The organism is Citrobacter sp. wls829 (assembly GCF_005280825.1).
GTDB classification, from domain to species: Bacteria; Pseudomonadota; Gammaproteobacteria; order Enterobacterales; family Enterobacteriaceae; genus Citrobacter; species Citrobacter gillenii.
In genome coordinates this window covers 94,160-119,766 of the sequence record NZ_SZWP01000066.1, presented here as the reverse complement: position 1 = coordinate 119,766, position 25,607 = coordinate 94,160, and the positions used below count along the sequence as shown (strand labels likewise).

Below are 25,607 nucleotides of genomic sequence, written 5' to 3'. Positions count from 1 at the left end.
AAAAGGCCGGCGACAGCGGAAAAAGATTCCGCCATCCTGCCGGCCTGGCGATCACTTTTTGTTGGGGCGAATCGCAGGTGCTGCTTTATCCAGTACGCCGTTGACGAACTTGTGGCTATCTTCGGCACCGAAGGTTTTCGCCAGTTCAATCGCTTCGTTGATGGCCACTTTATACGGCACATCACTACGTTTAGACAGTTCAAACAGTGCAATACGCAGTACGGCTTTCTCTACCTGACCCAGCTCTTCCAGCAGACGAGACAGGTAAGGCTTCATCAGGCCATCCAGGTACGCGCTGTTAGTCGCCACCCCGGACAGCAGTTCACGAAAATACAGGACGTCGACATCTTTCACGTCCTGTTCCGCCAGGAACTGGTATTCAACATCAGAGATGTCGTTCTGGGACAACTGCCAGGAGTAGAGCGCCTGGACGGCACACTCACGGGCGCGGCGACGAGCAGCAGGTTTCACGGATTTCCCCTTACAAAAATCAGGCCTTAATGGCTTTCAATACATTAATCATTTCAAGCGCGGTCAGTGCAGCTTCTGCGCCTTTATTACCGGCTTTCGTGCCAGCACGTTCGATGGCTTGTTCAATACTTTCGGTGGTCAGAACACCGAAGGCTACCGGAATACCGCTGTCCTGAGCGACGTGCGCCAGGCCATTGCTTGCACCGCCAGCCACATATTCGAAGTGTGCGGTACCGCCACGGATAACTGTACCCAGCGCAATCACCGCGTCATATTTACCGGTTTTCGCCAGTGCATCAGCTGCCAGCGGCAGCTCATACGCGCCTGGAACCCAAACGACGGTAATGTTTTCATCTTTAACCTGGCCAATACGCTTCAGGGCGTCGATAGCACCTTCCAGCAGGCTGTCATTGATAAAGTTGTTGAAACGCGCAATGGTGATGGCGACGCGAGCGTCCGGAGTAGCAACGTTAGCTTCAATAATGTTCATATTCTTCCTTCGGATTCACTAGACCCCGCAGGGGGGCGGATTTTATCATAATAATCTGTGCGCTGCTTCCCTTTCGAACCGGGAGATCATGCGCTCACTAAATGCAGGCAAACGTCCGGACCTACATGGCGTATCTCGTTGAATTTGAAATGGGGGGCATCGGCCAGTTTCTCAAGGCCTGGCAGCACACATAATCCTCGCGCGTCACTGCCTAACAGTTTAGGCGCAACATAGACGATTAGCTCATCCACCACCCCGGCCTGCAATAATGCGCCTGCAAGCGTTGGGCCAGCCTCAACCCAAATGCTGTTAATTTGCTGCTTGCCCAGTTGCATCATCAACACCACCAGATCCAGATTCCCGTTATGCTCCGGCACATTCAGCGTGCGAACACTCTCCGGCCAGATACGCGAATCGTCGCTGCTGCGCGCAATCCAGGTTTCTCCCGGCTGCTGCACAATACGATGTTCAGGTGTGACCTGGTTTTGACGATCGAGAACAATGCGGATTGGCTGACGCAGGTTTTCCTGCGGATACAGCGCCTGGGTCGATTCATCAAGCTCCGACCAACGGACGGTAAGCTGGGGGTCGTCAGCCAGCACCGTGGCGCTGCTGGTTAAAATAGCATGGCTTTGCGCACGCAGGCGCTGCACGTCGCGACGTGCCTGTGGTGAGGTTATCCACTGGCTTTCGCCGCTGGCCATCGCCGTACGGCCGTCAAGCGATGCGCCGAGCTTAAGCTGAACATACGGAAATCCGGTGCGCATCCGCTTGAGAAAACCTTTATTCAGCTGTTCGACGTCGTTCATCATCATGCCGTGGCTGACATCAATACCGGCCTGCTGCAAGCGGTAAAGTCCACGCCCCGCCACCTGCGGGTTAGGATCCTGCATCGCGGCAACAACACGCGTCACGCCCGCAGCAATCAGCGCATCGCAGCACGGCGGCGTACGCCCGTGATGACTGCACGGTTCGAGCGTGACGTAGGCGGTTGCCCCCTGCGCTTTAACACCGGCCATACGCAACGCATGGACCTCGGCATGGGGTTCGCCCGCACGGTGATGATATCCTTCACCGACGATTTCCCCGTCTTTAACAATGACACAGCCCACGTTGGGATTAGGGTGGGTCGTGAAACGTCCACGCGCGGCCAGCTTCAGCGCTCGCGCCATGTACAACTCATCCTGCATGGCTTAATCCTGTAGGCGAGCAATCTCTTCGCCAAATTCTTTGATATCTTCAAAGCTCCGGTAAACCGAAGCAAAACGGATGTAGGCCACTTTATCGAGCTTTTTCAGTTGCTCCATCACCAGATTACCGATCATTTTACTCGGCACCTCGCGCTCGCCCGTCCCACGCAGCTGTGATTTTATATGGTTTAACGCCATTTCGACGTCATCTGCGCTGACCGGCCGTTTCTCAAGCGCTCTCAGCATGCCGCTGCGCAGCTTCTCTTCATTAAAAGGCTCGCGCACGTCGTTGCTTTTTACAACGCGTGGCATAACCAGTTCTGCCACTTCAAAAGTGGTAAAACGTTCGTTACAGACCAGACACTGCCGACGGCGGCGTACTGAAGAGCCCTCGCCGACAAGACGAGAGTCAATTACCTTAGTGTCTACGGCGAAACAGAATGGGCAATGCATACGGCGTCCTGTACCTCAGTGGTTCATAGAGATCTATTTTACCCTGAACTGGCGCGACAACAAAGGCAGAGCGCTTTTGAGACAAAGGAGCGATGCCTTCGTGCTCTAAGCACACTACCATTATGCTATCGCGACAATGTAGGAAGTAATCATAATGACAAGACGTTACCTAAGAATTCTCCTGGTGGGAAGCCTCTTTAGTCTTAATGCCTGCGCACAGCAAGCTGAAGTACGACAGATGCATCAAAGCGTAAGTACCTTGAGCAAAGAGATGACCCAGCTCAATCAGGAAACGGTAAAAATAACGCAACAAAATATGTTGAATGCGAAATCCACCCGCGGCGTCTATTTATTACCGGGTTCGAAAACCCCCGCCCGCCTGAACAGCCAGATTGGTACGCTCCGCATGTCACTGGTCAATATTGCACCGAATGCGGAAGGTACGCGCCTGACGCTGCGCATTCAGGGAGAATCCAACACACCGTTACCGGCATTTAGCGCCACCGTAGAGTACGGGCAAATCCAGGGCACCACGGACAACTATCAGGAAGTGAACGTTAAGAATGAATTGATCAACGCTCCGGCAAGCCTTCTTGCCCCCAGTGACGTAGACATTCCGCTACAGCTCAATGGCCTGTCGCTTGACCAACTCGGCTTTGTACGCATCCATGACATCCAGCCTGTGACCCAATAAACTTTTTTGCGGAGCGTTTTGTGCGTTCCGCAACACCCATCCCCGTCATTTTGTTACTCCGCTGACATCACCGATATTTTTAGTAAAACTTGGCAACATTCATGGGAGTCAGTACAATTCGCCGCCTAAAGTACGCAAACGTGAACGCAATCGATTACGTAAATGATAGAACTGTGAAACAAGACATATTTTTGTGAACAATGATTTTTATAATAGGCTCCGAAGAATTACGAAATATTTAGAAACGCAAATTGCGCCTTTTTCACTCCCGAAAGGGATTTCAAACAGTGGCATACATATGAAAAAAACATTACTTGCAGCCGGTGCAGTGCTGGCGCTCTCCTCGTCTTTCACTGCTAATGCAGCAGAAAACAACAAACCGGAATACCTGTCCGACTGGTGGCACCAGAGCGTTAACGTTGTCGGCAGCTACCACACCCGTTTCTCTCCGAAACTGAACAACGACGTTTACCTGGAATACGAAGCGTTTGCCAAAAAAGACTGGTTTGATTTCTATGGCTACATCGATATTCCTAAGACCTTTGATTGGGGTAACGGCAACGATAAAGGTATCTGGTCTGACGGTTCCCCGCTGTTTATGGAAATCGAACCGCGTTTCTCCATCGACAAACTGACCGGTGCTGACCTGAGCTTTGGTCCGTTCAAAGAGTGGTACTTCGCCAACAACTACATCTACGACATGGGTGATAACAAAGCCAGCCGCCAGAGCACCTGGTACATGGGTCTGGGTACCGATATCGACACCGGTCTGCCGATGGGCCTGTCTCTGAACGTCTATGCCAAATACCAGTGGCAGAACTATGGCGCATCCAACGAAAACGAATGGGATGGCTACCGTTTTAAAGTGAAATATTTTGTGCCGATCACCCAGGTTTGGGGCGGTCAGTTGACCTACATCGGCTTCACCAACTTCGACTGGGGCTCAGATCTGGGCGATGATCCGAACCGCACCAGCAACTCTATCGCCTCCAGCCACGTTCTGGCGCTGAACTACGATCACTGGCACTACTCCGTAGTGGCTCGTTACTTCCATAACGGCGGCCAGTGGAAAGGTGGAGATACTCTGAACTGGGGCGAAGGCGACTTCAGTGCGAAATCTACCGGTTGGGGTGGTTACTTTGTTGTAGGTTACAACTTCTAAATTGAGGTTGATTGTCGCCGGATGGCGCTATGCTTATCCGGCCCAGGTATACAAGAGCCAGCTTAATTGCTGGTTTTTTTTGTCTAAAGAAAGCCCATAGACAATTTGTAGGCTTTCTTCAGGCAAAAAAAATCCCGACCTTGCGATCGGGATTCTAATGTAACGCCCTGCGTCGGTTAAGGCAGAATAGACGGCTGATCCGCCCCTTCTTTCTCAACTTTCTGCTGCAGCATGTGCTCACGCTTCATACCCAGCTTCAGCGCCAGCGCCGATGCCACGTAGATAGACGACGCGGTACCGATGGACACACCGATAAGCATAGTCAGCGAGAAGCCTTCCAGTACCGGACCACCAAAGAGGTACAGCATCAGAATAACCACTAACGTTGTACCGGAGGTAATCAACGTACGGTGCAGCGTTTGGGTCAACGACACGTTAAAGATTTCATAAGGCGTCCCGCGACGGATTTTGCGGAAGTTCTCACGAATACGGTCAGAAACCACGATGCTGTCGTTCAGCGAGTAACCGATAACCGACATCAACGATGCGACGATAGTCAGGTCAATCTCGATATGGAACAACGACAGGATCCCAAGCGTGATGATCACGTCGTGCGCCAGCGAGATAACCACGCCCGCCGCCAGTCGCCACTCAAAGCGGAAACCGACGTACACGAGGATGGAGATCAGCGCCACGATCAGCGCCATCGCACCGTTTTGTGCCAGATCGGCACCGACGCTAGGCCCGACGAATTCGATACGCTTCACCGCTGCATGCTGGTTGGTGGCTTCGTTAATGACGCTCAGCACCTTGCTACCCAGCACTTGCCCACCGTTTTCACCTTCGGTTGGCGGCATACGTACCATAATGTCGTGGCTGCTACCGAAGTTCTGCAGCAGCGGCTCGACGAAGCCCGCTTTCTCCAGCGCATCGCGCATCACGTCCATTTCCGCCGGTTTTTCCAGCGTGATTTCAATTACCGTACCACCGGTGAAATCGAGCCCCCAGTTAAAGCCACGTACGCCCATCACCACGATGGCCGCAATCAGCAGGAAACCAGAGATGCCGAAAGCCCAGTAGTCCCAGCGCATAAAGTCGATGACTTTACGGCCGTGGTTCAATTGTTCAACAGTATATTCCTGTGCCACTTCGCACTCCTCAGATTGACAGCTTTTTGACGCGCTTGCCGCCATACAACAGGTTTACGATGGCACGTGTCCCGACGATCGCGGTAAACATCGACGTCGCCACACCAATACCGGTAGTAATCGCGAACCCTTTAATTGCCCCGGTACCGACTGCATACAGGATCAGAACTTTAATCAGCGTCGTGATGTTCGCATCGAAGATGGAACTGAATGCGCCAGCATAACCTTCGTTGATCGCCTGCTGAATCGAACGTCCGTTACTCAACTCTTCTTTGATACGTTCGTTGATCAGTACGTTCGCATCGACCGCTACGGCAAGGGTTAAGACGATCCCCGCGATACCCGGCATACTTAGCGTAGCGCCCGGCAGCAGCGACATGATACCGACAATCAGTACCAGGTTCGCAATCAGCGCGCTGGTCGCAATCAAACCAAACTTCTTGTAGAAGAAGATCATAAACAGAATAGAAACAGCCAGACCAGCCAGACACGCTTCCAGACCCTGCTTGATGTTCTGCATACCCAGAGTCGGGCCGATGGTGCGTTCTTCAACAATCTGAATCGGCGCAATCAACGCACCGGCACGTAGCAGCAGTGAAAGCTGACGCGCTTCATTCGGGTTGTTGATACCGGTGATACGGAAGCTGTTGCCCAAGCGAGACTGGATGTTGGCGATGTTAATCACCTCTTCCTGTTTCACCAGCACTGAACGGCCATTCGCATCTTTTTTACCGCTGTCTTTGTACTCCACGAACAGGGTCGCCATCGGCTTACCGATGTTATCCTTGGTGAAGTTAGACATGATGTTACCACCCGCGCTATCCAGCGAGATGTTAACCTGCGGCTGATTGTATTCGTCCTGGCTGGAAGTGGAATCGGTGATATGGTCACCGGTCAGGATCACGCGTTTATACAGCACAACCGGCTGTCCTTCACGAGACTGTTTCACTTCCGAGTCACCCGGTACGCGCCCGGATGCCGCCGCAGACTGGTCCACGTTGGTGTTTACCAGACGGAACTCCAGCGTCGCCGTTGCGCCCAGAATCTCTTTCGCACGCGCGGTGTCCTGAATACCCGGCAGTTCGACCACGATGCGGTCGGCGCCCTGGCGTTGAACAACCGGCTCAGCGACACCCAGTTGGTTAACACGATTACGCAGAATATTGATGTTCTGCTGTACCGCGTACTCACGGGCTTCACTCAGACGTGCATCGGTCATCACTGCACGCAGCGCATTGCTGCCCTGGCTGGAAATAACCAGATCCTGATGACGCTTGCTCAGATAAGAGATCGCGTCGTCACGCGCCTTGCCATCACGGAAGGTGATGCTCAGACCGTAGTTATCTTCTTTACGAACGGTAGTATAAGGAATGCCTTTTTCACGCAGATCGCTGCGCAGGCTATCGATATTTTGTTCCTGCAGTTTACCCAGCGCGGTGTCCATATCCACTTCCATCAGGAAGTGAACGCCACCACGCAGATCAAGACCGAGTTTCATCGGTTCCGCGTGAATAGCAGCCAGCCAGCGAGGGGTTGCCGGAGCAAGGTTAAGCGCCACGACGTATTGATCACCCAGCACGCCCAGCAGCACTTCACGTGCGCGCAATTGGGTATCGGTGGAGTCGAAGCGCGCAAGAATAGCGCCCTCTTCCAGAGCCACAGACTTAGGTGTGATTTTTTCTTCTTGTAACGTTTTCTGGACCTGGATCAGCGTTTGCTCACTGGCGGCGGCACCGCGCACGCCAGTGATTTGAACAGCCGGATCCTCACCATACAGGTTGGGAAGTGCGTAAAGCAGGCCGACGATAATCACGACGACCAGCATGATGTACTTCCACAAAGGATAACGGTTTAACACGGCAGTTCCCTTTGGGAAAACGGAATATTACAGCGCCTTCATGGTGCCTTTCGGCAGAACGGCAGCTACGAAGTCACGTTTGATAACCACTTCAGTGGTGTCGTTCAGTGCGATAGAGATGTAGCCAGTTTCCGCTACTTTGGTCACACGACCGACCAGGCCACCGTTCGTCAGGACTTCATCACCTTTGGCAATGGAGCTCATCAGATTTTTATGCTCTTTGGTACGCTTTTGCTGTGGACGCAGGATCATGAAGTAGAAAATCAGACCAAACACCACCAGCATCAGAATCAGAGACATCGGGCTGCCCTGCGCCGGAGCACCTGTTGCCGCTACCGCATCAGAAATAAAAAAGCTCATTCAAATTCCCTCATTATTAAAATTAATCAACGTTCACAGGTGGAACAGGTCGACCCTGACGTTGGTAAAAATCGGTTACGAAGCTCTCTAATTTACCCTCTTCAATAGCCTTGCGTAAACCCGCCATCAAGCGCTGGTAGTAGCGAAGGTTATGAATGGTATTGAGTCGCGCGCCCAATATTTCGTTGCAACGGTCAAGATGATGCAAGTAAGCGCGTGAATAATTGCGACAGGTGTAACAATCGCACTCAGCGTCGAGTGGACTGGTGTCGCTTTTATGTTTCGCGTTACGAATTTTTACCACGCCGTCAGTCACAAACAAATGGCCATTACGGGCATTTCGCGTTGGCATCACACAGTCAAACATATCGATACCACGACGCACGCCTTCAACCAGATCTTCTGGTTTGCCGACGCCCATCAGGTAACGAGGTTTATCTGCCGGAATTTGTGGGCAAACATGTTCCAGAATAAGGTGCATGTCTTCTTTCGGTTCACCCACAGCCAAACCGCCGACAGCGTAGCCATCAAAGCCTATATCTACCAGACCTTTAACAGAGATATCACGTAAATCTTCGTAAACGCTGCCCTGAATGATGCCAAAAAGCGCATTTTTGTTGCCGAGGCTATCAAAACGGTCACGGCTGCGCTGCGCCCAACGCAATGACATCTCCATCGAGCGTTTAGCATAGTCCCAGTCAGCCGGGTACGGTGTACATTCGTCGAAAATCATCACGATATCGGAACCGAGATCGTATTGAATCTCCATCGATTTCTCAGGATCGAGGAAAATCGGATCGCCGTTGATCGGGTTGCGGAAATGTACACCCTGCTCGGTAATCTTACGGATATCGCCCAGGCTGAATACCTGGAAACCGCCGGAATCGGTAAGGATCGGTCCTTTCCACTGCATGAAGTCATGCAAATCGCCATGCAGCTTCATGATTTCCTGTCCTGGGCGCAGCCACAGGTGGAACGTGTTGCCGAGAATAATTTGTGCGCCGGTCGCTTCAACTTCTTCCGGCGTCATACCTTTCACCGTACCGTAGGTACCGACAGGCATAAAAGCAGGCGTTTCCACTACGCCACGATCAAAAACAAGGCGTCCGCGGCGAGCGCGACCGTCTGTGGTATCCAGTTCAAATTTCATCTTAACTCCTGCGTCAGAAAAACAGTCCGACGTAAAATACTCATGCCGGGAACTTACTCCCCGACACGCTCAGAAATAGCCTGCGGATTGTACGTGATAAACATCGCATCACCGTAACTAAAAAAGCGATATTCCGCTTTAACCGCTTCATGATAGGCGTTCATGGTGTTTTTATAACCTGCAAACGCCGAAACCAACATAATCAATGTCGATTCAGGGAGATGGAAGTTGGTTACCAGCGCATCGATGACGTTGTACTGATAGCCCGGGTAGATAAAGATTTGCGTATCCCCGAAGAACGGTTCAATCAGATCATTTTTCGCCGCCTGAGCCGCGCTTTCCAGCGAACGAACTGAGGTCGTCCCTACCGCGATCACGCGATTACCGCGCGCTTTCGCCGCCAGTACCGCGTCGACCACGTCCTGCGGAACTTCCGCATATTCGGAATGCATGATGTGATCTTCAATGGTGTCTACGCGCACCGGCTGGAACGTCCCCGCCCCAACGTGCAGCGTCACAAACGCCATCTCAATGCCCTTTTCACGCAGTTTTGCCAGTAACGGATCGTCAAAGTGCAGACCCGCTGTCGGTGCCGCCACGGCGCCAGGTTTTTCGCTGTATACGGTCTGGTACAGTTCACGGTCGGCGTCTTCATCCGGGCGGTCGATATACGGCGGCAGCGGCATATGGCCGATGGCGTTGAGGATATCCAGTACGCTGCGTTCGTCGTCAAACGCCACTTCAAACAGCGCATCATGGCGCGCAACCATCGTCGCTTTAATGCTTTCATCATCGCCCAGCAACAGCTCAGCACCCGGCTTCGGCGCTTTGGATGCGCGAATATGAGCCAGAATACGTTTGTCATCGAGCATGCGCTCAACCAGCACTTCAATCTTGCCGCCGCTGGCTTTACGCCCAAACAGGCGGGCCGGGATCACGCGGGTATTGTTAAAGACCAGAAGATCTCCGGGGTTGAGCTTGTCGAGCAAATCGGTGAAAGTACCGTGCGTCAGCGCGCCCGTTGGCCCATCCAGCGACAGCAAACGGCAGCTACTGCGCTCTGCTTGCGGATAGTGGGCAATCAGGGATTCAGGAAGTTCAAAGGTGAAATCGGTAACGCGCATGACACTGACTCAGACTAAAATAAGAGGCGGGTAGTCTAGTGCCGGGGCGCTTTCCCTGCAACCTTTACCCCGCTTTTGGACAGATAATCGATAATGAATTTTCTTGCACATTTACATCTGGCGCATTTAGCCGACAGTTCACTCTCCGGCAACCTGCTGGCGGATTTTGTTCGCGGAAACCCGGCATCCAGTTTTGCGCCTGAGGTGGTGGACGGCATTTTCATGCATCGTCGAATCGACGTCATGACCGACAACCTGCCGGAAGTCCGTGAAGCTAAAGAGTGGTTTCGCAGCGAAACGCGCCGCGTCGCGCCGATTACGCTCGACGTGATGTGGGATCACTTTTTATCGCGCCACTGGGCAGAAATCTCGCCCGACTTCCCATTAGCAGCCTTTGTCCGCTACGCCCATACTCAGGTTGCCACAATCTTGCCTGAATCGCCGCCGCGCTTTGTCAATCTGAACAATTACATGTGGTCAGAGAAATGGCTGGAGCGCTATCAGGATATGGATTTTATCCAGGATGTGCTCAATGGCATGGCCAGCCGCCGCCCGCGTCTCGATGCCCTGCGCGACTCGTGGTATGACCTGGACAGACATTACGACGCGCTGGAAGAACGCTTCTGGCGTTTTTATCCGCAGATGATGGAACAGGCCCGCCGTAAAGCACTTTGATCACCCGACAGCACTGGGCCGAATAAGGTGACGCCACCATCCGGCAAAACATTGATAGCCAAAACCTGTCTCATTGATTGTCAGCGCCTCTTTGTCTTATTCCCGAACACTCTCTATACTGGCCCGCGTTGCGTTCCAAAAAACCCTTAACTTTGCAGGAGAATTATATGGTACTGGTAACTCGTCAGGCTCCGGATTTCACAGCAGCTGCGGTACTGGGTAGCGGTGAGATTGTTGATAACTTCAACTTCAAACAGCATACCAACGGTAAAACCACCGTTCTGTTCTTCTGGCCGATGGACTTCACCTTCGTTTGCCCGTCTGAACTGATCGCGTTCGACAAACGTTACGAAGAATTCCAGAAGCGCGGCGTTGAAGTGGTTGGCGTTTCTTTTGACTCTGAATTTGTCCATAACGCATGGCGTAACACCCCTGTCGACAAAGGCGGCATCGGTGCAGTGAAATACGCAATGGTTGCTGACATCAAGCGCGAAATCCAGAAAGCTTACGGCATCGAGCACCCGGAAGCGGGCGTTGCTCTGCGCGGTTCTTTCCTGATCGACGCGAACGGCGTTGTTCGCCACCAGGTGGTTAACGATCTGCCGCTGGGTCGTAACATCGACGAAATGCTGCGTATGGTTGACGCGCTGCAGTTCCACGAAGAGCACGGTGACGTTTGCCCTGCACAGTGGGAAAAAGGTAAAGAAGGTATGAACGCGTCTCCGGACGGCGTGGCAAAATACCTGACCGAAAACGTCTCCAGCCTGTAATTGGCATGAATTGAACAAGGCCCGCAAATGCGGGCCTTTTTTTATCTCAATGACCCGACCACACCGACGCTGAGATTGCAGGCAACGTCAGTACATCACCCATGACCTGGCCTTTGCCCTCTTCATGTCGCCACTGCGCGACATTGAGCAACGGCGACGACGGCAGCACCACTTCACAGGCGTGTCCCCGGTTAATCGCCACCAGTACGCGCTGCTGGTTAAGTACCCGGACAAATACCACCACGTTATCTTCGGCGTAAATTACCTGACAGCCGCCGTGGCGTAGCGCCTTGCTACGATGACGTAATTTCGCCAACCGCTGGTACAGCGCCAACAGTTCGCCGTCCTGTTGATCCTTCTGCCACGGGAACGGTTTACGACAGAACGGATCGTTATTTCCATCCAGCCCCACTTCATCACCGTAGTAAATACACGGCACGCCAGGCCACGTAAACAGCCACACCACCGCCAGTGGCAGGCGCGCAACATCTTTACCCAGTAAAGATTTAAAACGAGCGGTATCGTGGCTGTCGAGCTGGTTGAACATACGCAACTGCTGCTCATGCGACAATCCCGCACGGTAGTTATCCATCCACGCCATGCACGTTTGAGCATCAATAGATTGCGGATCGTAAGAGATGTCGGTGTTGGCGAGAAATCCCCAGAGCGGGAAGGTAAAACCACGGTAGTTCATGGCGGCATCTTCGGCATCGGCCTGTAACCACTGGCGCGCATCGCCAAAGTGTTCACCGACCACATAGGCTTCTGGCTGCGTTTCTTTCGCCGCCTGGGTGATCCCGGCCACATGCTGCAGATTGTTGCGCGATCCACCGGCTTCTCCCAACATGTGCACAACATCAAGCCGCCAGCCGTCCATGCTCCACGGCGCTTTTAACCAGTGACGGACAATGCTGTCCTCGCCGCGATAAATTTCGTTCACCAGGCTTTCCGAGGCAAAATCCAGCTTCGGCAGGCTGGCGTAACCCAGCCAGTCCAATGCGACGCCGTCGTCAGAGAAATGGTACCAGTCGCGCCAGGGCGAGTCCGGGTTATGGCACGCCCCGTCTGTTCCCTGATGATGCCTGTCGAACCAGGCGTGCGAATCGCCACTGTGATTGAATACGCCGTCCAACACCAGGCGCATTCCCTGTTGCTGCGTGTTATGCCGCAGGCGTAATAGCGCCCTGTCGCCACCAAAGCGGGGGTCAACATGGCGATAATCTTCGGTATCGTATTTATGCACGCTCGGTGCGGTAAACACCGGGTTCAGATACAGTGCTGTTACCCCTAAGCTTTTCAGGTACGGCAGCTTCTCGCTGATCCCGTCCAAATCACCACCATAGAACGTCGAGCCTCCGGCCTGTGCGTTCAGCGGTTCATCCCAGTCGCGCTGCACAATATCGTGCCCGGCCGCGTGGTGGTAATAGACGTTATCCTGTTCTGTATCGCGCGACTGACTGCGGGCAAAGCGGTCCGGGAAAATCTGATAGAAAACCTGGTCGGCCACCCATTGCGGACCATTGTCTGGCACATCCACAGCAAACTGTTCCAGCCGCGCGGGCGGAAATCGGCTGAACCCTTGCGGGGTAAACCACAGCTGGCGATCGAGCCACAGCAGCTTAAAGCTATAGCGTCGACGAGGCTGGCCGCAGGAGAGATCGATTGCCGCGCGCCACGCGGTCACGCCAGGCTGCGGCTGGCTGCGCTGCTTATGCATGCCGAGCGAGATCTCTTCGTTATCATTTTCTGCGCGTAACGTGACCCGCTGGGGTTGATTGTCCCCTGCCAGCCAGAGCGTAATCGTCAGTTTATCGTTTTTTTGCTTAACAAATGGGGCAACCGGAAGGTGCCAGGCGTTCAACATCACGTATCCCCTTTGATGAAAATGAAGTCACCTTGCCATAGGAAAGTTAAGGATCACTCATCATCTTAACGTTTATTGGGGGAGGAGTTCGGGGGAGGAGAAAATGCCGGGAGGCGCAAGCCTTACCCGGCAAAAAAATTACTGTGCTTCAGCCGGTTGACGCTCGCGGAGGCGTTTGAACACCCACCCCACCAGCAGCAGGGCAATCCACGCAAAACCAACGTACAGTGAAATACGGGTATCCGGATGGTAGCCAATAAGCCCGATGATAAAGACCAGGAAAATCAGGCCAATCACCGTCGTGACCACACCTCCCGGTACTTTAAACGTCAGTGCTTTGACCTCTTCCGGCGGCAGACGACGGCGGAAGGCAATCTGCGACAGCAGGATCATGATCCATACCCACACCGTGGCAAACGTCGCCAACGAGGCGATCACCAGGAAGATGTTCTCCGGCATGATGTAGTTGAGATACACCGCAAACAGCAGGGCAATGGTCATCACCATCACCGTCACCCACGGCACGCCGCGACGCGAGGTTTTGGCGAACATTTTCGGTGCACTTCCCTGCTCCGCCATACCGTGCAGCATACGGCCCACGCCAAAGACATCAGAGTTGATCGCCGACAGCGAGGCGGTCAGCACCACAAAGTTAAGGATACCTGCCGCAAAGGTAATGCCCATATGCTGGAACGTCAGAACAAAAGGACTCCCGTCGGTGCCCACCTGATTCCATGGGTAAATAGACATAATGACGAACAGCGTGCCCACGTAAAACACGAGGATTCGCATCGGCACGGAGTTAATTGCACGCGGGATCGACTCCTGCGGGTTCTTCGCTTCACCGGCAGTAATGCCGATGATTTCAATGCCACCATAGGCAAACATCACCATTTGCAGCGACATAATCATGCCCAGCCAGCCGTTACTGAAGAACCCACCGTTGCTCCACAGGTTATGGATGCCGGTTGGTTGCCCACCGTTGCCGATCCCCCAAATGATGATGCCAAAACCGGCGACAATCATAATGATGATGGTGGCGACCTTAAAGAATGAGAACCAGAACTCCAGTTCGCCAAACACCTTCACACTCATCAGGTTGATGGCGCAGATAATCAGCACTACGCTCAGAACCCAAATCCAGTGCGGCACCGCCGGGAACCAGACGCCCATATAAATACCGAAGGCGGTCACGTCGGCAATAGCGACAATCAGGATTTCAAAACAGTAGGTCCAGCCGGTAATGTAGCCTGCCAACGGTCCGAGGTTTTCCTGCGCATAGCGCGAAAACGAGCTGGCTGCCGGGTTATGAACGGACATTTCGCCCAGCGCGCGCATGATAATGTACGCCGCCGCGCCGCCGATAATATAGGCCAACAACACGCTCGGCCCTGCCATTTTGATGGCATCGGCTGAGCCATAGAACAGCCCGGTACCAATTGCCGAACCTAATGCCATAAAGCGGATGTGCCGGGTGCTCAGCCCACGCTTTAGCTTGTTATTACTTTCCATCGATTCCTAACCTGTTAACACAATAAAAAAACCACGGGGCCATATTAATAGCCCCGTGGTTAAAACTTATTGTCAGTGATATTAGTGTGCGCTGGAGGTCACTTGTCGACCTGCTGCGCGGTCCCAAATTACGGCCAGGACCACCATCACGACTGTTGGCATCAACCACGCCAGACCTTGCTCTGCCAGCGGTAAACGCTGGGTCCAGGCCGGTAACACGTCGCCAATTGCAGAAGCTTTAATGCCATCAAGGATACCAAAAATCAGGCTGATAAACATCGCAGGTGCAATGACGCGGGAAGAATTATGCCACCATGAGCGGGTAAAGCTTAATACAACCAGTGCGATACAGGGCGGATAGATAGCCGTCAGGACCGGAATCGAGATCTGAATCAGGTGGCTCAGGCCGAGGTTTGACACCACCATCGAGAAGCCGCCAAGGATAAACACCAGCGTACGGTAAGACAGTGGAATGTACTGCGCAAAGAACTCAGCACACGCACAGGTCAGGCCAACCGCCGTCACCAGGCAAGCGATGAAAATCAACGCGGCCAGCAGCAGGCTACCTGCACCGCCGAAGGTGTGCTGAACATACGCATGCAGAATTGCCGCGCCGTTAGCAGACTGATCGACCAGAATCGCGCTGTCTGAACCCAGACGGAACAAGGCGAGGTACAGCAGCGTTAAGCCGACACCGGCCATCAAACCTGCCCAGACGGTATAACGTGTCAGTAGACGTGCTTCAGTAACGCCACGCGAACGCGCGGCGTTCACGATAACAATACCAAAGACCATCGCCCCCAGCGTATCCATCGTCAGATAGCCGTTCACGAAGCCATTGGAAAACGCCGCAGTTTGATAGGCTTCTATGGCATTGCTGATCGGACCGGCAGGCCAGATAATCGCAGCAACAGACAGCACAACCAGCGCCAGAATTTTCAGCGGCGCGAGGAAATTCCCCACGGTATCCAGCAGTTTGCCCGGATAGAGCGACACCAGGATGACAATCGCGAAATAGACCACGCTGTAGATAAATAGCGGCAGCGCGGAGTCACCGGTCAGCGGGGCAATCCCCACTTCAAAGGAGACCGTTGCGGTACGCGGCGTTGCAAATAACGGCCCAACGGCCAGATAACAGACGGTAGCCAGTACTAAACCGGCCACTTTGCCGATCGGAGTGCTGAGGCTGTCTACACCACCGCCGACTTTCGCCAGCGCCACAACGGTGAGCACCGGCAGGCCAACAGCGGTAATCAGAAAGCCAAAAGCCGCAGTCCAGACGTGTTCGCCGGCCTGCAAACCAACCATTGGGGGGAAAATAATGTTACCTGCACCTACAAACAGTGCAAATGTCATAAATCCCAGTGCGATGATATCGCGCGATTTTAACTGATGGGTCATAAAGTCTTACAGCCTGTGGATGTGAATGTGGTGTTGTAAAGGTTAAATTTTTGCCCTTCCCTTTTGGGACGATACAGCGGCATTTTTAATCAATTCCAGCGGGAAATTCTCCCAGCCTGGCGCGGCGAAGAATAGTTTTTCGATTTACCGCGTAAATGCAGTCGGTATGACAGCACATGGTGCGCAATTTAAACGCTTATAACGTTTTAAAGCAAGGTGGGATCTAAAAACCAGAACAATATAGCGATATGAAAAATCCAGTTAGAACAAAACACCATTTCCGGGAAAAAGGTATGGGTAATAATGCGAACAAAAAACAATCAGACGTCGTAAAATTCAGGATGACTGTATTGACCCGCGTAAAAAAGCCAGCTTTCGCTGGCTTTTGGAAAGATAATCTTACGGATACGCCTCAATCGTTGCTTTTGGCAAGTAAACGTTCCGCCAGCACAAAGCTAAACCGCGTCCCTTTGCCCGGCGTACTCTCGATATTCAATCGGCTGTCGTGATGATTTAAAGCATGCTTCACAATAGCCAGCCCCAGCCCGCTACCGCCCGTTTGCCGCGATCGCGCTTTATCCACGCGGTAGAAACGCTCGGTCAAACGAGGAATGTGCTCAGGCGCAATCCCAGGCCCATTATCTTCGACGCTGAACTCGGCTCCCGCCGTCGCCCGCTGCCAGCGCACGGTGATGTGTGTTCCCGCCGGCGTGTGGTTCACCGCGTTATAGATAAGATTCGAGATTGCGCTACGCAGTTGCTCCTCGTTACCCATCACGCTCAGGCGATTATCCACGTCGAAGGTAAACGTGTGTTTATTCTGGCTCAGCGTTTGTGCTTCGTGCTCAGCCACGCGCAGTATCATCGGCACATCCACTTTTTCATTCTGCGGCAGTGTCGGTGCGGCTTCTATTTTCGATAGCGTCAGCAGCTGCTTCACCAGCCCTTCCATACGCTGCGTTTGCTCACGCATGGTATCCAGCGCTTTCTCTCGCGTTGCCCCTTCCAGGGGATGCTCCTGCATCATCTCCAGATAACCTTGCAGCACCGTCAGCGGTGTACGCAACTCGTGGCTGGCGTTGGCAAAGAAATTACGCCGCGCACCTTCCAGTTGGTGCATCTGCGTGACATCGCGCGCCACCATCAGCAACTGCTTGTCGGTATACGGCATCACCCTAATTTCCAGATGCCGCCCGGTATTAAGTACCAAATTAATTGGCCGACTAAAGTCGCGCGTTTTCAGGTATGAGGTAAATTCCGGGTAGCGAAGCAGGTTAAGAATATTTTGCCCACTATCGTCCGGCCAACGTAGTCCCAGAACCTGCTGTGCCAGGCCGTTACACCAGAAAATCCCACCCTCTTCGGTGGTCAGTACCACCGCATCAGGCAGCGATTCAGCCCCGCTACGAAAACGTTTAATCAGATTACCCAGTTCGCGGCGGCGTTTTTTGTTACGCAGTTGCATTTGATGCAGGCCGTAAAGCAGCGGTTCCCAACTGCCCCGCCCCGGCGGAGGCGTCATACTCCTGTCGACCCACAGCCACCAGGACAAACGCAGTAAATTCCAGAAATGCCAGATAAGCAGACCCGTTACCGATGCCAGTAAAAACCACGGCAGATAACCGAAAAAAGCACTAAGGATAAAAGCCGGAATGCAGCAAAGTATCAGCTCCAGTACCAGCCTTTTCCATGACAATCGTTCCAGCAAACGTCGCACTCCCTATACAACTTGATCTAATGGGCTATTTTCCGTGCCGGTCAGAAGCGGGTGGAAAAACGGTATCCCGTTCCGCGTACCGTCTGCACCATGCGATCGTGGCCGCTGTGCTCCAGCGCCTTACGCAAGCGGCGGATATGCACGTCAACCGTCCGGTCTTCTACGTACACGTTGGTGCCCCAGACATGATTAAGTAGTTGTTCGCGGCTGTAGACGCGCTCAGGATGAGTCATAAAGAAATGCAGCAGTTTGAACTCAGTTGGCCCCATATCCAGCGGTTCTTCGCCGGTCATTACACGATGCGAGGTGGGATCAAGGCTCAGCCCCTGCATCTCAATAACTTCTTCAACCGCCATTGGTGAAATACGACGCAGTACGGCTTTAATGCGCGCCACCAGCTCCTTCGGCGAAAACGGCTTGGTGATATAGTCATCCGCACCGGTTTCCAGCCCACGTACGCGATCTTCTTCATCACCTCTTGCTGTCAGCATCATCACCGGGATGTCCCGCGTCATCGCTTCACGTTTGAGGTGTTTAATGAACTGTAACCCCGAGCCACCGGGAAGCATCCAGTCAAGCAGGATAAGATCCGGCCAGGGTTCATTGAGTTGATTCACCGCACTGTCATAGTCTTCGGCTTCTACAGGTTGGAACCCGTTTTGCTCGAGCACGAAGCAGACCATTTCACGAATTGGAGCTTCATCTTCTACGACCAGAATACGTCTCGCCATGATTTGCCCTGTTTTAATTTAATCGTTCATACCCTCTATACGCCGCCATTATGCGTCAGATTTATGACAGATTTATGAAAAAGATAGTCCAGGCTTAACCAATGTTGTTGAATTATGACAGCCCGGAAACAAGATATTCACGCCGTTGCAAGGGTATAATCCCCCTCATTGCTTTTTCGTCATGGAACTCGTATGCGCATCCTTCATACCTCAGACTGGCATCTGGGCCAAAACTTCTACAGCAAGAGCCGCGCCGCCGAGCATCAGGCCTTTCTTGACTGGCTGCTGGAGACCGCACAATCCCATCAGGTGGATGCCATTATTGTGGCAGGCGATATTTTTGATACCGGCTCACCGCCGAGCTATGCCCGCGAGATTTACAACCGCTTTGTCGTCAATTTGCAGCAAACAGGCTGCCACCTGGTGGTGCTGGCAGGCAACCATGACTCGATCGCCACGCTTAATGAATCACGCGATATTTTGGCGTTTCTGAACACCACGGTGGTCGCCAGCGCAGGCCATGGACCGCAAATACTGAAACGCCGCGACGGCACGCCAGGCGCCGTGCTGTGCCCGATTCCCTTTTTACGCCCACGCGACATCATCACCAGCCAGGCGGGACTCACCGGCAGCGAAAAACAACAGCATTTGCTGGGGGCAATTACCGACTATTACCAGCAGCAGTACCAGGACGCCTGTGAACTGCGCGGTGAACGCAACCTGCCGATCATTGCAACCGGGCACCTGACGACCGTCGGTGCCAGCAAAAGTGACGCGGTACGTGACATTTATATTGGCACACTGGATGCCTTTCCGGCGCAGAATTTCCCGCCAGCAGATTACATCGCGTTGGGACATATTCACCGGGCGCAGGTCATCGGCGGAACAGAACATATTCGCTACTGCGGCTCGCCGATTGCCCTCAGTTTTGACGAATGTGGCAAAAACAAAGGCGTGCATCTGGTGAGCTTCAAAGACGGCAAGCTACATACCGTCGACAATCTCACCGTACCGGTCACGCAGCCGCTGGCAGTATTGAAAGGCGATTTAGCCGCCATTACCGCCCAGCTTGAGCAATGGCGCGACGTAGAACTGCAAACACCCGTCTGGTTAGATATTGAAATCACCACCGACGATTACCTGCACGACATGCAGCGCAAAATTCAGGCGTTGACGGAAGACCTGCCGGTAGAGGTTCTGCTGGTGCGCCGCAGTCGGGAGCAGCGCGAGCGTATTATGGCCAATGAGCGGCGTGAAACGCTGAGCGAACTGAGCGTGACGGAAGTCTTTGACCGCCGTCTGGCGCTGGAGGAACTGGAAGCGCCGAGGCGGGAACGTCTTAATCAGCTGTTTAATGACACGTTACAGACACTTGCCGGGGAGGCTGACGCATGAAAATTCTTAGCCTGCGCCTGAAAAACCTCAACTCCCTGAAAGGGGAATGGAAAGTCGACTTCACGGCAGAGCCTTTTGCCAGCAACGGTCTGTTTGCCATCACCGGGCCTACAGGGGCCGGAAAAACCACCCTGCTTGATGCGATTTGTCTCGCGCTGTACCACGAGACACCGCGCCTGAATACCGTATCACAGTCGCAAAACGACCTGATGACCCGCGACACCGCCGAGTGTCTGGCAGAGGTCGAGTTCGAAGTTAAAGGCGAAGCCTACCGCGCGTTCTGGAGCCAGAATCGGGCGCGCAATCAGCCTGACGGCAATCTGCAGGTCCCGCGCGTGGAACTTGCCCGCTGCGCCGACGGAAAAATCCTCGCCGATAAAATCAAAGATAAACTGGACATGACCGCCACGCTCACCGGGCTGGATTACGGACGGTTTACGCGTTCGATGCTGCTGTCGCAGGGGCAATTTGCCGCCTTCCTTAACGCCAAACCCAAGGAGCGCGCCGAGTTGCTGGAAGAGCTGACCGGCACCGAAATCTACGGACAAATTTCGGCAATGGTGTTTGAAAAACACAAAGCGGCACGCAATACGCTCGAAATATGCGAAGCGCAGGCGGCGGGTGTCGTACTGTTAAGCGAAGAGCAGCAACAGCAGTTGCAGCAAAGTTTGCAGGTACTTACTGACGAAGAAAAAATTTTGCTGGCGCAGCAGCAACATCAGCAGAAAGATTTTCAATGGGTTACGCGCAGCGACGAACTGGTTAGTGAACAGCAGCGCGTGGCTAGCTTAGCGCAGCAGGCCCAACAGGCGCTTGCGGACGCCGCGCCTGAGCTGGCAAGACTCCAGCTCGCTCAGCCTGCCAACCAGCTTCGTCCACTGTGGGATCGCCAGCAGGAGCAGACTGCTCGCCTGGCGCAAACAAAGCAGCGGATCATTGAAGTAAATACTCGCTTACACACTAAAACCTCGCTGCGCGCGCGCATCCGCAACGGTGCACTGCGCAGCCACGAGCAACTTCAGACCGAACTTACCGCACTGGCGCAGTGGTTGGCGGAGCATGATCGATTCCGCTTATGGGGCCAGGAGATTGCGGGCTGGCGCGCACTTTTTTCTCAGCGTAGTCGCGATAAGCATCAGCTTACGGCACTCGCTGCCCGTATCGCTGAGTTACGCCAGAAACTGGCGGCGTTGCCGGAAAATGCCCTGACGCTCACCGCGGATGAGGTTGCGGTCGCGATGGAACAGCAAGCGCAATCACGGGCTTTCCGTCAGCGTCTGACCTCACTTCATGCTCGCTATCAGCCGTTGCAAAAACGTCTGCGTCAGAACGGTGAAAGCGTGCAAAAAGCGCAGGCGCAGCAGGCCGCGCTCAATGAAACGCTCGCGCTACGCCGACAGCAATATAAAGAAAAAAATCAGCACTACCTGGACGTTGAAACGCTCTGCAAACAGGAAGAAAAAATCAAAAGTCTGGAGGCAGAGCGCGCGCTTTTGCAGGCCGGACAGCCCTGCCCGTTATGCGGCTCTACTGCACATCCTGCGGTCTCGGAGTATCAGGCGCTGGAACTGAGTGCAAACCAGCAACGTCGCGACCAGTTAGCCAAAGAAGTCGCAGCACTGAAAGAGGAAGGTCTGCTGGTTCTGGGGCAGGTCAATGCCCTGACACAGCAAATCCAGCGTGAGACAGAAGAGATACAGACGCTCTCTCAGGAAGAGCAAGCACTCACTAAAGAGTGGCAGGACGTTTGCACCGCTCTGAATATTACGCTGAATATTCAGGAGGATATTACCGGCTGGATGGGCGAACAGGAGCACTACGAGCGCCAGCTTTATCTGCTCAGCCAGCGCCTGACGCTGGAAAACCAGTTACACGATCAGCAACAACAGGAACGCCAGTATCAACAACAGCTGGCGACGACGCATCAGGGGCTGGAAAGCGCCTTGTCCGCGCTGTCACTGACTGCACCGGAAGACGGCACAGAGGCAGCCTGGTTAAGCGCCCGCGAAACCGAATTCGCGCAGTGGCAGGAGAAACAGACGCAGCATGGCGTGATTCAGGAACGCATTCACGCCCTGAAGCCGCTGCTCGACACGCTTCCGGCAACGGACACCGCAGAAGCCGAAACGGTTATCCCTGAAAACTGGCGCGAAATTCACGACGACTGCGTGTCGCTGCAAAGCCAGCTTGCCGCACAGCAACAGCAGGAAACGCTGGAAAGCGAACGCTTGCAACAGTCGCAGGCGCAATTTACCGCCGCCCTGGCGGCCAGTTGCTTTGCCGATCAAGAGGCGTTCCTTGCCGCGCTGCTGGACGACGACACCGTCCGCCGCCTTGAGCAGTTAAAACAGACGCTGGAAAATCAATCGCAGCAGGCAACGGCGCTGTCCGGGCAAGCCAGCCAACAACTGCAGACGCATCAGGCGCTGCGCCCGGAGGGGCTGGACGCCGACGCACAAACCCTGCAAGCCCGGCTGCAACAACTGGCGCAACAACTGCGAGAGAACACCACCCAACAGGGGGAGTTACGCCAGCAGCTTAAGCAGGACAGCGATAACCGCCAGCGTCAGCAGGCATTAATGCAGCAGATTAAAGAGGCGGCCAGCCAGGTCGAAGACTGGGGCTATCTGAATGCGCTAATTGGCTCGAAAGAAGGGGATAAATTCCGCAAGTTTGCCCAAGGCCTGACGCTGGATAACCTGGTGTGGTTGGCTAACAATCAACTGACCCGCCTGCACGGTCGCTATCTGCTACAGCGAAAAGCCAGCGAAGCGCTGGAGCTGGAAGTGGTTGATACCTGGCAAGCCGACGCCGTTCGCGATACCCGCACGCTGTCCGGCGGTGAAAGCTTCCTGGTAAGTCTGGCCCTGGCCCTGGCACTGTCCGATCTGGTCAGCCACAAAACGCGCATTGACTCCCTGTTCCTTGATGAAGGTTTTGGCACGCTGGACAGCGAAACGCTGGATACCGCGTTGGACGCGCTGGATGCGCTAAATGCCACCGGCAAAACCATTGGCGTTATAAGCCACGTCGAGGCCATGAAAGAACGCATTCCGGTGCAAATCAAGGTGAAGAAAATCAACGGGCTGGGTTATAGCAAACTCGACAAGATGTTTGCGGTGGAGTAGTCGACAGACGGGTGCAGCTTCACAGGCCGGATAAGCGTTAGCGCCATCCGGCACAATATGTAGCATAATATTGCATACTCAGAGACGGATATGAAATGGCATTTCATTTCACTTATCCGCAAGCTATGCTCTTATTGGCGGCGAACGTTCGCCGCTGTGGCGCACATCTGCGCTGATATTGCTGGCAGGTCGTATGAAAAAAGTGATTTTCTCTTTAGCCCTCGGGACGTTTGGGCTGGGCATGGCCGAGTTTGGCATCATGGGTGTGTTAACCGAGCTGGCGCGAGATGTAGGAATATCCATTCCTGCGGCGGGCCACATGATTTCGTTTTACGCCTTCGGCGTGGTGCTGGGTGCGCCGATTATTGCGATCTTTTCCAACCGCTTTTCGCTGAAACATATTCTGCTGTTTCTGGTCACGTTGTGTGTAATAGGTAACGCCATCTTCACCCTCTCCTCATCCTATTTTATGCTGGCGGTCGGCAGGCTGGTTTCCGGTTTTCCGCACGGTGCATTCTTTGGCGTCGGGGCCATTATTCTGACTAAACTCGCACGCCCGGGGAAAGTCACCGCCGCCGTCGCTGGCATGGTCAGTGGGATGACCGTCGCCAACCTGATTGGCATTCCCGTCGGTACCTGGCTGAGTCAGGCATTTAGCTGGCGCTACACCTTTTTGCTGATCGCCGTGTTTAACATTGCAGTCATTGCGTCGATTGCCTTCTGGGTGCCCAACATCAGTGACGAAGCAAAAGGCAAACTGCGAGAGCAATTTCACTTTCTGAAAAGCCCGGCACCGTGGCTTATTTTCTCCGCTACGATGTTTGGCAACGCCGGCGTGTTCGCCTGGTTTAGCTATGTGAAGCCATACATGATGTATATCTCCGGTTTTTCTGAAGCGCTGATGACCTTCATCATGATGCTGGCTGGATTAGGCATGGTGCTGGGCAATCTGCTGAGTGGGCGGATTTCGGGCCGCTATACGCCGCTGCGCATTGCGGTGGTGACCGACTTTGTGATTGTGCTGGCCCTGGTGATGCTGTTTTTCGTCGGCGATATGAAAGCCGCGTCGCTGACCTTCGCCTTTATTTGCTGCGCGGGTCTGTTTGCGCTGTCGGCCCCGCTACAAATTTTGCTGCTGCAAAATGCGAAAGGCGGCGAACTGCTGGGTGCCGCCGGTGGGCAAATGGCCTTTAACCTTGGTAGCGCGGTTGGCGCATACTGCGGCGGCATGATGCTGACGCTGGGTTTTTCCTACAACTACGTAACCCTCCCAGCGGCCCTGCTGTCGTTTTCCGCCATGTCATCGCTTCTGCTGTATGGGCGTCTGAACCGCCCTACGGGCATTAATTGTATGCCGGATAAGCGCCATCCGGCATAGCAAAATTACCCCTGCGGCCACAGCCAGGCCGCACCGCGAACCCCACTGGAATCACCGTGCAACGCCTTGCGTAAAGGCGTTGCACACTCACCGCCAAAGACGAACTGTTTAATCAATGACGGAACGGTCTGATACAACCTGTCGACATTACTCATCCCGCCCCCCAGCACGATGACGTCCGGGTCAAGGATGTTCACCACATGAGCCAACGATTTTGCCAGGCGCAATTCATAGCGGCGTAACGCCTGCTCCGCCAGCGCATCACCTTCACTCACCAGCCGAATAATATCGCTACCTTTCAGTTTATTACCGCTCAAGCGATGATAATCCGTGGCGAACCCGGTCCCGGAGATGAAGGTTTCAATACAACCTTGCTTCCCGCAGTAACACTGTACTTCCTGCCGATAGCGCAGTTCATCTTCGTCCATCCACGGCAGCGGATTATGCCCCCACTCACCCGCAGTACCGTTGCCGCCGATATGCGCCCGACCATTGAACGCCACCCCGGAGCCGCAGCCGGTACCGATAATCACCGCGAACACCGTTTGCGCGCCCGCCGCAGCGCCGTCTACCGCTTCAGAGACCGCCAGGCAGTTAGCATCGTTAGCCAGACGGACCTCCCGGTTCAGACGCACACTTAAGTCTTTGTCAAAAGGCTGCCCATTGAGCCAGGTTGAGTTGGCATTCTTCACCACCCCCGTGTAAGGGGAAATCGATCCGGGGATCCCCATACCAACGGTTCCGGTCTGTCCGGTGGCTTTTTCCGCCATATCCACCAGTGCGGCAATAGTTTCTATGGTTTGCCGGTAGTCATCACGCGGCGTGGGCAGGCGATGGCGGAAAAGTTGCTCCCCCGCATCACTCAGCGCGATAACTTCTGTTTTGGTACCACCTAAATCGATTCCTATACGCACACGCTGGTCCTCATTTTTTGGG

22 protein-coding genes are annotated in these 25,607 nt (G+C 53.9%); 7 read left to right on the top strand and 15 right to left on the bottom strand.

All coding sequences use genetic code 11. The features are described 5' to 3' along the window. Positions 1-51: 51 nt before the first annotated feature. The 4 genes from nusB to nrdR form a co-directional block, all read right to left on the bottom strand. Entirely contained in the window at positions 52-471 is a 420-nt protein-coding gene (gene nusB / locus FDW88_RS13295; protein WP_096758086.1) for a transcription antitermination factor NusB, read from the bottom strand. Between the two features lie 19 nt (positions 472-490). After that, positions 491-961 (bottom strand): 6,7-dimethyl-8-ribityllumazine synthase, encoded by a 471-nt coding sequence (gene ribE, locus FDW88_RS13290; protein WP_003021575.1) that lies wholly within the window; start codon positions 959-961, stop codon positions 491-493. 86 nt (positions 962-1,047) lie between these two features. Further along, positions 1,048-2,151, bottom strand: coding sequence for a bifunctional diaminohydroxyphosphoribosylaminopyrimidine deaminase/5-amino-6-(5-phosphoribosylamino)uracil reductase RibD (gene ribD, locus FDW88_RS13285; protein ID WP_096758087.1), 1,104 nt, complete (start codon positions 2,149-2,151; stop codon positions 1,048-1,050). Positions 2,152-2,154: 3 nt separating this feature from the next. Continuing rightward, complete coding sequence (gene nrdR / locus FDW88_RS13280; protein WP_096758088.1) at positions 2,155-2,604, bottom strand: transcriptional regulator NrdR; 450 nt, start codon at positions 2,602-2,604, stop codon at positions 2,155-2,157. Positions 2,605-2,758: 154 nt separating this feature from the next. Between nrdR and FDW88_RS13275 the strand changes: the two genes are divergently transcribed. Both FDW88_RS13275 and FDW88_RS13270 read left to right on the top strand, forming a co-directional pair. Further along, positions 2,759-3,298: a DUF3251 domain-containing protein gene (locus FDW88_RS13275; RefSeq protein WP_137362730.1), complete on the top strand. Its 540-nt coding sequence runs from the start codon at positions 2,759-2,761 to the stop codon at positions 3,296-3,298. Between the two features lie 298 nt (positions 3,299-3,596). Then, on the top strand, positions 3,597-4,460 hold the full coding sequence (locus FDW88_RS13270) for a nucleoside-specific channel-forming protein Tsx (protein WP_096758090.1): 864 nt from the start codon (positions 3,597-3,599) through the stop codon (positions 4,458-4,460). 176 nt (positions 4,461-4,636) lie between these two features. Here FDW88_RS13270 and secF read toward each other — a convergent pair whose 3' ends face one another. The 5 genes from secF to queA are packed head-to-tail and all read right to left on the bottom strand — an operon-like array spanning position 4,637 to position 10,100. After that, positions 4,637-5,608, bottom strand: coding sequence for a protein translocase subunit SecF (secF, locus tag FDW88_RS13265; protein WP_096758091.1), 972 nt, complete (start codon positions 5,606-5,608; stop codon positions 4,637-4,639). A gap of 10 nt (positions 5,609-5,618) precedes the next feature. Next, positions 5,619-7,466 carry a protein translocase subunit SecD gene (secD, locus tag FDW88_RS13260; protein ID WP_096758092.1) on the bottom strand — a complete coding sequence of 616 codons (1,848 nt, stop codon included), beginning with the start codon at positions 7,464-7,466 and terminating at the stop codon, positions 5,619-5,621. 27 nt (positions 7,467-7,493) lie between these two features. Then, complete coding sequence (yajC, locus tag FDW88_RS13255) at positions 7,494-7,826, bottom strand: preprotein translocase subunit YajC (protein WP_052283894.1); 333 nt, start codon at positions 7,824-7,826, stop codon at positions 7,494-7,496. Positions 7,827-7,848: 22 nt separating this feature from the next. Further along, the gene (gene tgt, locus FDW88_RS13250; protein WP_137362729.1) at positions 7,849-8,976 is read right to left on the bottom strand and encodes a tRNA guanosine(34) transglycosylase Tgt; all 1,128 of its coding nucleotides are present in this window, start codon (positions 8,974-8,976) and stop codon (positions 7,849-7,851) included. Between the two features lie 53 nt (positions 8,977-9,029). Then, positions 9,030-10,100, bottom strand: a complete 1,071-nt coding sequence (queA, locus tag FDW88_RS13245) for a tRNA preQ1(34) S-adenosylmethionine ribosyltransferase-isomerase QueA (protein ID WP_096758094.1) — start codon at positions 10,098-10,100, stop codon at positions 9,030-9,032. Between the two features lie 93 nt (positions 10,101-10,193). On the opposite strand from queA, the gene acpH reads away from it, so the two are divergent. After that, positions 10,194-10,775: an ACP phosphodiesterase gene (acpH, locus tag FDW88_RS13240; protein ID WP_096758095.1), complete on the top strand. Its 582-nt coding sequence runs from the start codon at positions 10,194-10,196 to the stop codon at positions 10,773-10,775. Positions 10,776-10,942: 167 nt separating this feature from the next. Beyond that, positions 10,943-11,545 carry a peroxiredoxin gene (locus FDW88_RS13235; RefSeq protein WP_048212444.1) on the top strand — a complete coding sequence of 201 codons (603 nt, stop codon included), beginning with the start codon at positions 10,943-10,945 and terminating at the stop codon, positions 11,543-11,545. 46 nt (positions 11,546-11,591) lie between these two features. On the opposite strand, the gene malZ is transcribed toward FDW88_RS13235, so the two are convergent. The 5 genes from malZ to phoB all read right to left on the bottom strand — a co-directional run bounded on the left by malZ (position 11,592) and on the right by phoB (position 18,770). Further along, positions 11,592-13,409, bottom strand: a complete 1,818-nt coding sequence (gene malZ / locus FDW88_RS13230; protein ID WP_137362728.1) for a maltodextrin glucosidase — start codon at positions 13,407-13,409, stop codon at positions 11,592-11,594. Between the two features lie 138 nt (positions 13,410-13,547). Further along, complete coding sequence (proY, locus tag FDW88_RS13225) at positions 13,548-14,921, bottom strand: proline-specific permease ProY (protein ID WP_135912470.1); 1,374 nt, start codon at positions 14,919-14,921, stop codon at positions 13,548-13,550. A gap of 81 nt (positions 14,922-15,002) precedes the next feature. Continuing rightward, complete coding sequence (gene brnQ, locus FDW88_RS13220; RefSeq protein ID WP_135912471.1) at positions 15,003-16,322, bottom strand: branched-chain amino acid transporter carrier protein BrnQ; 1,320 nt, start codon at positions 16,320-16,322, stop codon at positions 15,003-15,005. 412 nt (positions 16,323-16,734) lie between these two features. After that, on the bottom strand, positions 16,735-18,030 hold the full coding sequence (gene phoR, locus FDW88_RS13215) for a phosphate regulon sensor histidine kinase PhoR (RefSeq protein ID WP_096759459.1): 1,296 nt from the start codon (positions 18,028-18,030) through the stop codon (positions 16,735-16,737). A 50-nt stretch (positions 18,031-18,080) separates the two neighbouring features. Then, positions 18,081-18,770, bottom strand: coding sequence for a phosphate response regulator transcription factor PhoB (phoB, locus tag FDW88_RS13210; protein ID WP_096758099.1), 690 nt, complete (start codon positions 18,768-18,770; stop codon positions 18,081-18,083). A gap of 192 nt (positions 18,771-18,962) precedes the next feature. On the opposite strand from phoB, the gene sbcD reads away from it, so the two are divergent. The 3 genes from sbcD to araJ all read left to right on the top strand — a co-directional run bounded on the left by sbcD (position 18,963) and on the right by araJ (position 24,671). Beyond that, on the top strand, positions 18,963-20,165 hold the full coding sequence (gene sbcD, locus FDW88_RS13205) for an exonuclease subunit SbcD (RefSeq protein ID WP_137362727.1): 1,203 nt from the start codon (positions 18,963-18,965) through the stop codon (positions 20,163-20,165). Beyond that, positions 20,162-23,293, top strand: a complete 3,132-nt coding sequence (sbcC, locus tag FDW88_RS13200) for an exonuclease subunit SbcC (protein ID WP_137362726.1) — start codon at positions 20,162-20,164, stop codon at positions 23,291-23,293. Before sbcD ends, sbcC begins: the two co-directional genes overlap by 4 nt. A gap of 193 nt (positions 23,294-23,486) precedes the next feature. Beyond that, positions 23,487-24,671: an MFS transporter AraJ gene (araJ, locus tag FDW88_RS13195; RefSeq protein ID WP_137362725.1), complete on the top strand. Its 1,185-nt coding sequence runs from the start codon at positions 23,487-23,489 to the stop codon at positions 24,669-24,671. 5 nt (positions 24,672-24,676) lie between these two features. Here araJ and mak read toward each other — a convergent pair whose 3' ends face one another. Next, a complete protein-coding gene (mak, locus tag FDW88_RS13190; RefSeq protein ID WP_137362724.1) occupies positions 24,677-25,585 on the bottom strand; it encodes a fructokinase in 909 nt (302 codons plus the stop codon). Positions 25,586-25,607: the final 22 nt, after the last annotated feature.

What these genes read in the sequence shown, in the direction of transcription:
- ribE (WP_003021575.1), bottom strand. Translation starts at nt 961, where the DNA reads ATGAACATTATTGAAGCTAACGTTGCTACTCCGGACGCTCGCGTCGCC.
- ribD (WP_096758087.1), bottom strand. Translation starts at nt 2,151, where the DNA reads ATGCAGGATGAGTTGTACATGGCGCGAGCGCTGAAGCTGGCCGCGCGT.
- nrdR (WP_096758088.1), bottom strand. Translation starts at nt 2,604, where the DNA reads ATGCATTGCCCATTCTGTTTCGCCGTAGACACTAAGGTAATTGACTCT.
- FDW88_RS13275 (WP_137362730.1), top strand. Translation starts at nt 2,759, where the DNA reads ATGACAAGACGTTACCTAAGAATTCTCCTGGTGGGAAGCCTCTTTAGT.
- FDW88_RS13270 (WP_096758090.1), top strand. Translation starts at nt 3,597, where the DNA reads ATGAAAAAAACATTACTTGCAGCCGGTGCAGTGCTGGCGCTCTCCTCG.
- yajC (WP_052283894.1), bottom strand. Translation starts at nt 7,826, where the DNA reads ATGAGCTTTTTTATTTCTGATGCGGTAGCGGCAACAGGTGCTCCGGCG.
- tgt (WP_137362729.1), bottom strand. Translation starts at nt 8,976, where the DNA reads ATGAAATTTGAACTGGATACCACAGACGGTCGCGCTCGCCGCGGACGC.
- queA (WP_096758094.1), bottom strand. Translation starts at nt 10,100, where the DNA reads ATGCGCGTTACCGATTTCACCTTTGAACTTCCTGAATCCCTGATTGCC.
- acpH (WP_096758095.1), top strand. Translation starts at nt 10,194, where the DNA reads ATGAATTTTCTTGCACATTTACATCTGGCGCATTTAGCCGACAGTTCA.
- FDW88_RS13235 (WP_048212444.1), top strand. Translation starts at nt 10,943, where the DNA reads ATGGTACTGGTAACTCGTCAGGCTCCGGATTTCACAGCAGCTGCGGTA.
- malZ (WP_137362728.1), bottom strand. Translation starts at nt 13,409, where the DNA reads ATGTTGAACGCCTGGCACCTTCCGGTTGCCCCATTTGTTAAGCAAAAA.
- proY (WP_135912470.1), bottom strand. Translation starts at nt 14,921, where the DNA reads ATGGAAAGTAATAACAAGCTAAAGCGTGGGCTGAGCACCCGGCACATC.
- brnQ (WP_135912471.1), bottom strand. Translation starts at nt 16,322, where the DNA reads ATGACCCATCAGTTAAAATCGCGCGATATCATCGCACTGGGATTTATG.
- phoB (WP_096758099.1), bottom strand. Translation starts at nt 18,770, where the DNA reads ATGGCGAGACGTATTCTGGTCGTAGAAGATGAAGCTCCAATTCGTGAA.
- sbcD (WP_137362727.1), top strand. Translation starts at nt 18,963, where the DNA reads ATGCGCATCCTTCATACCTCAGACTGGCATCTGGGCCAAAACTTCTAC.
- sbcC (WP_137362726.1), top strand. Translation starts at nt 20,162, where the DNA reads ATGAAAATTCTTAGCCTGCGCCTGAAAAACCTCAACTCCCTGAAAGGG.
- araJ (WP_137362725.1), top strand. Translation starts at nt 23,487, where the DNA reads ATGAAAAAAGTGATTTTCTCTTTAGCCCTCGGGACGTTTGGGCTGGGC.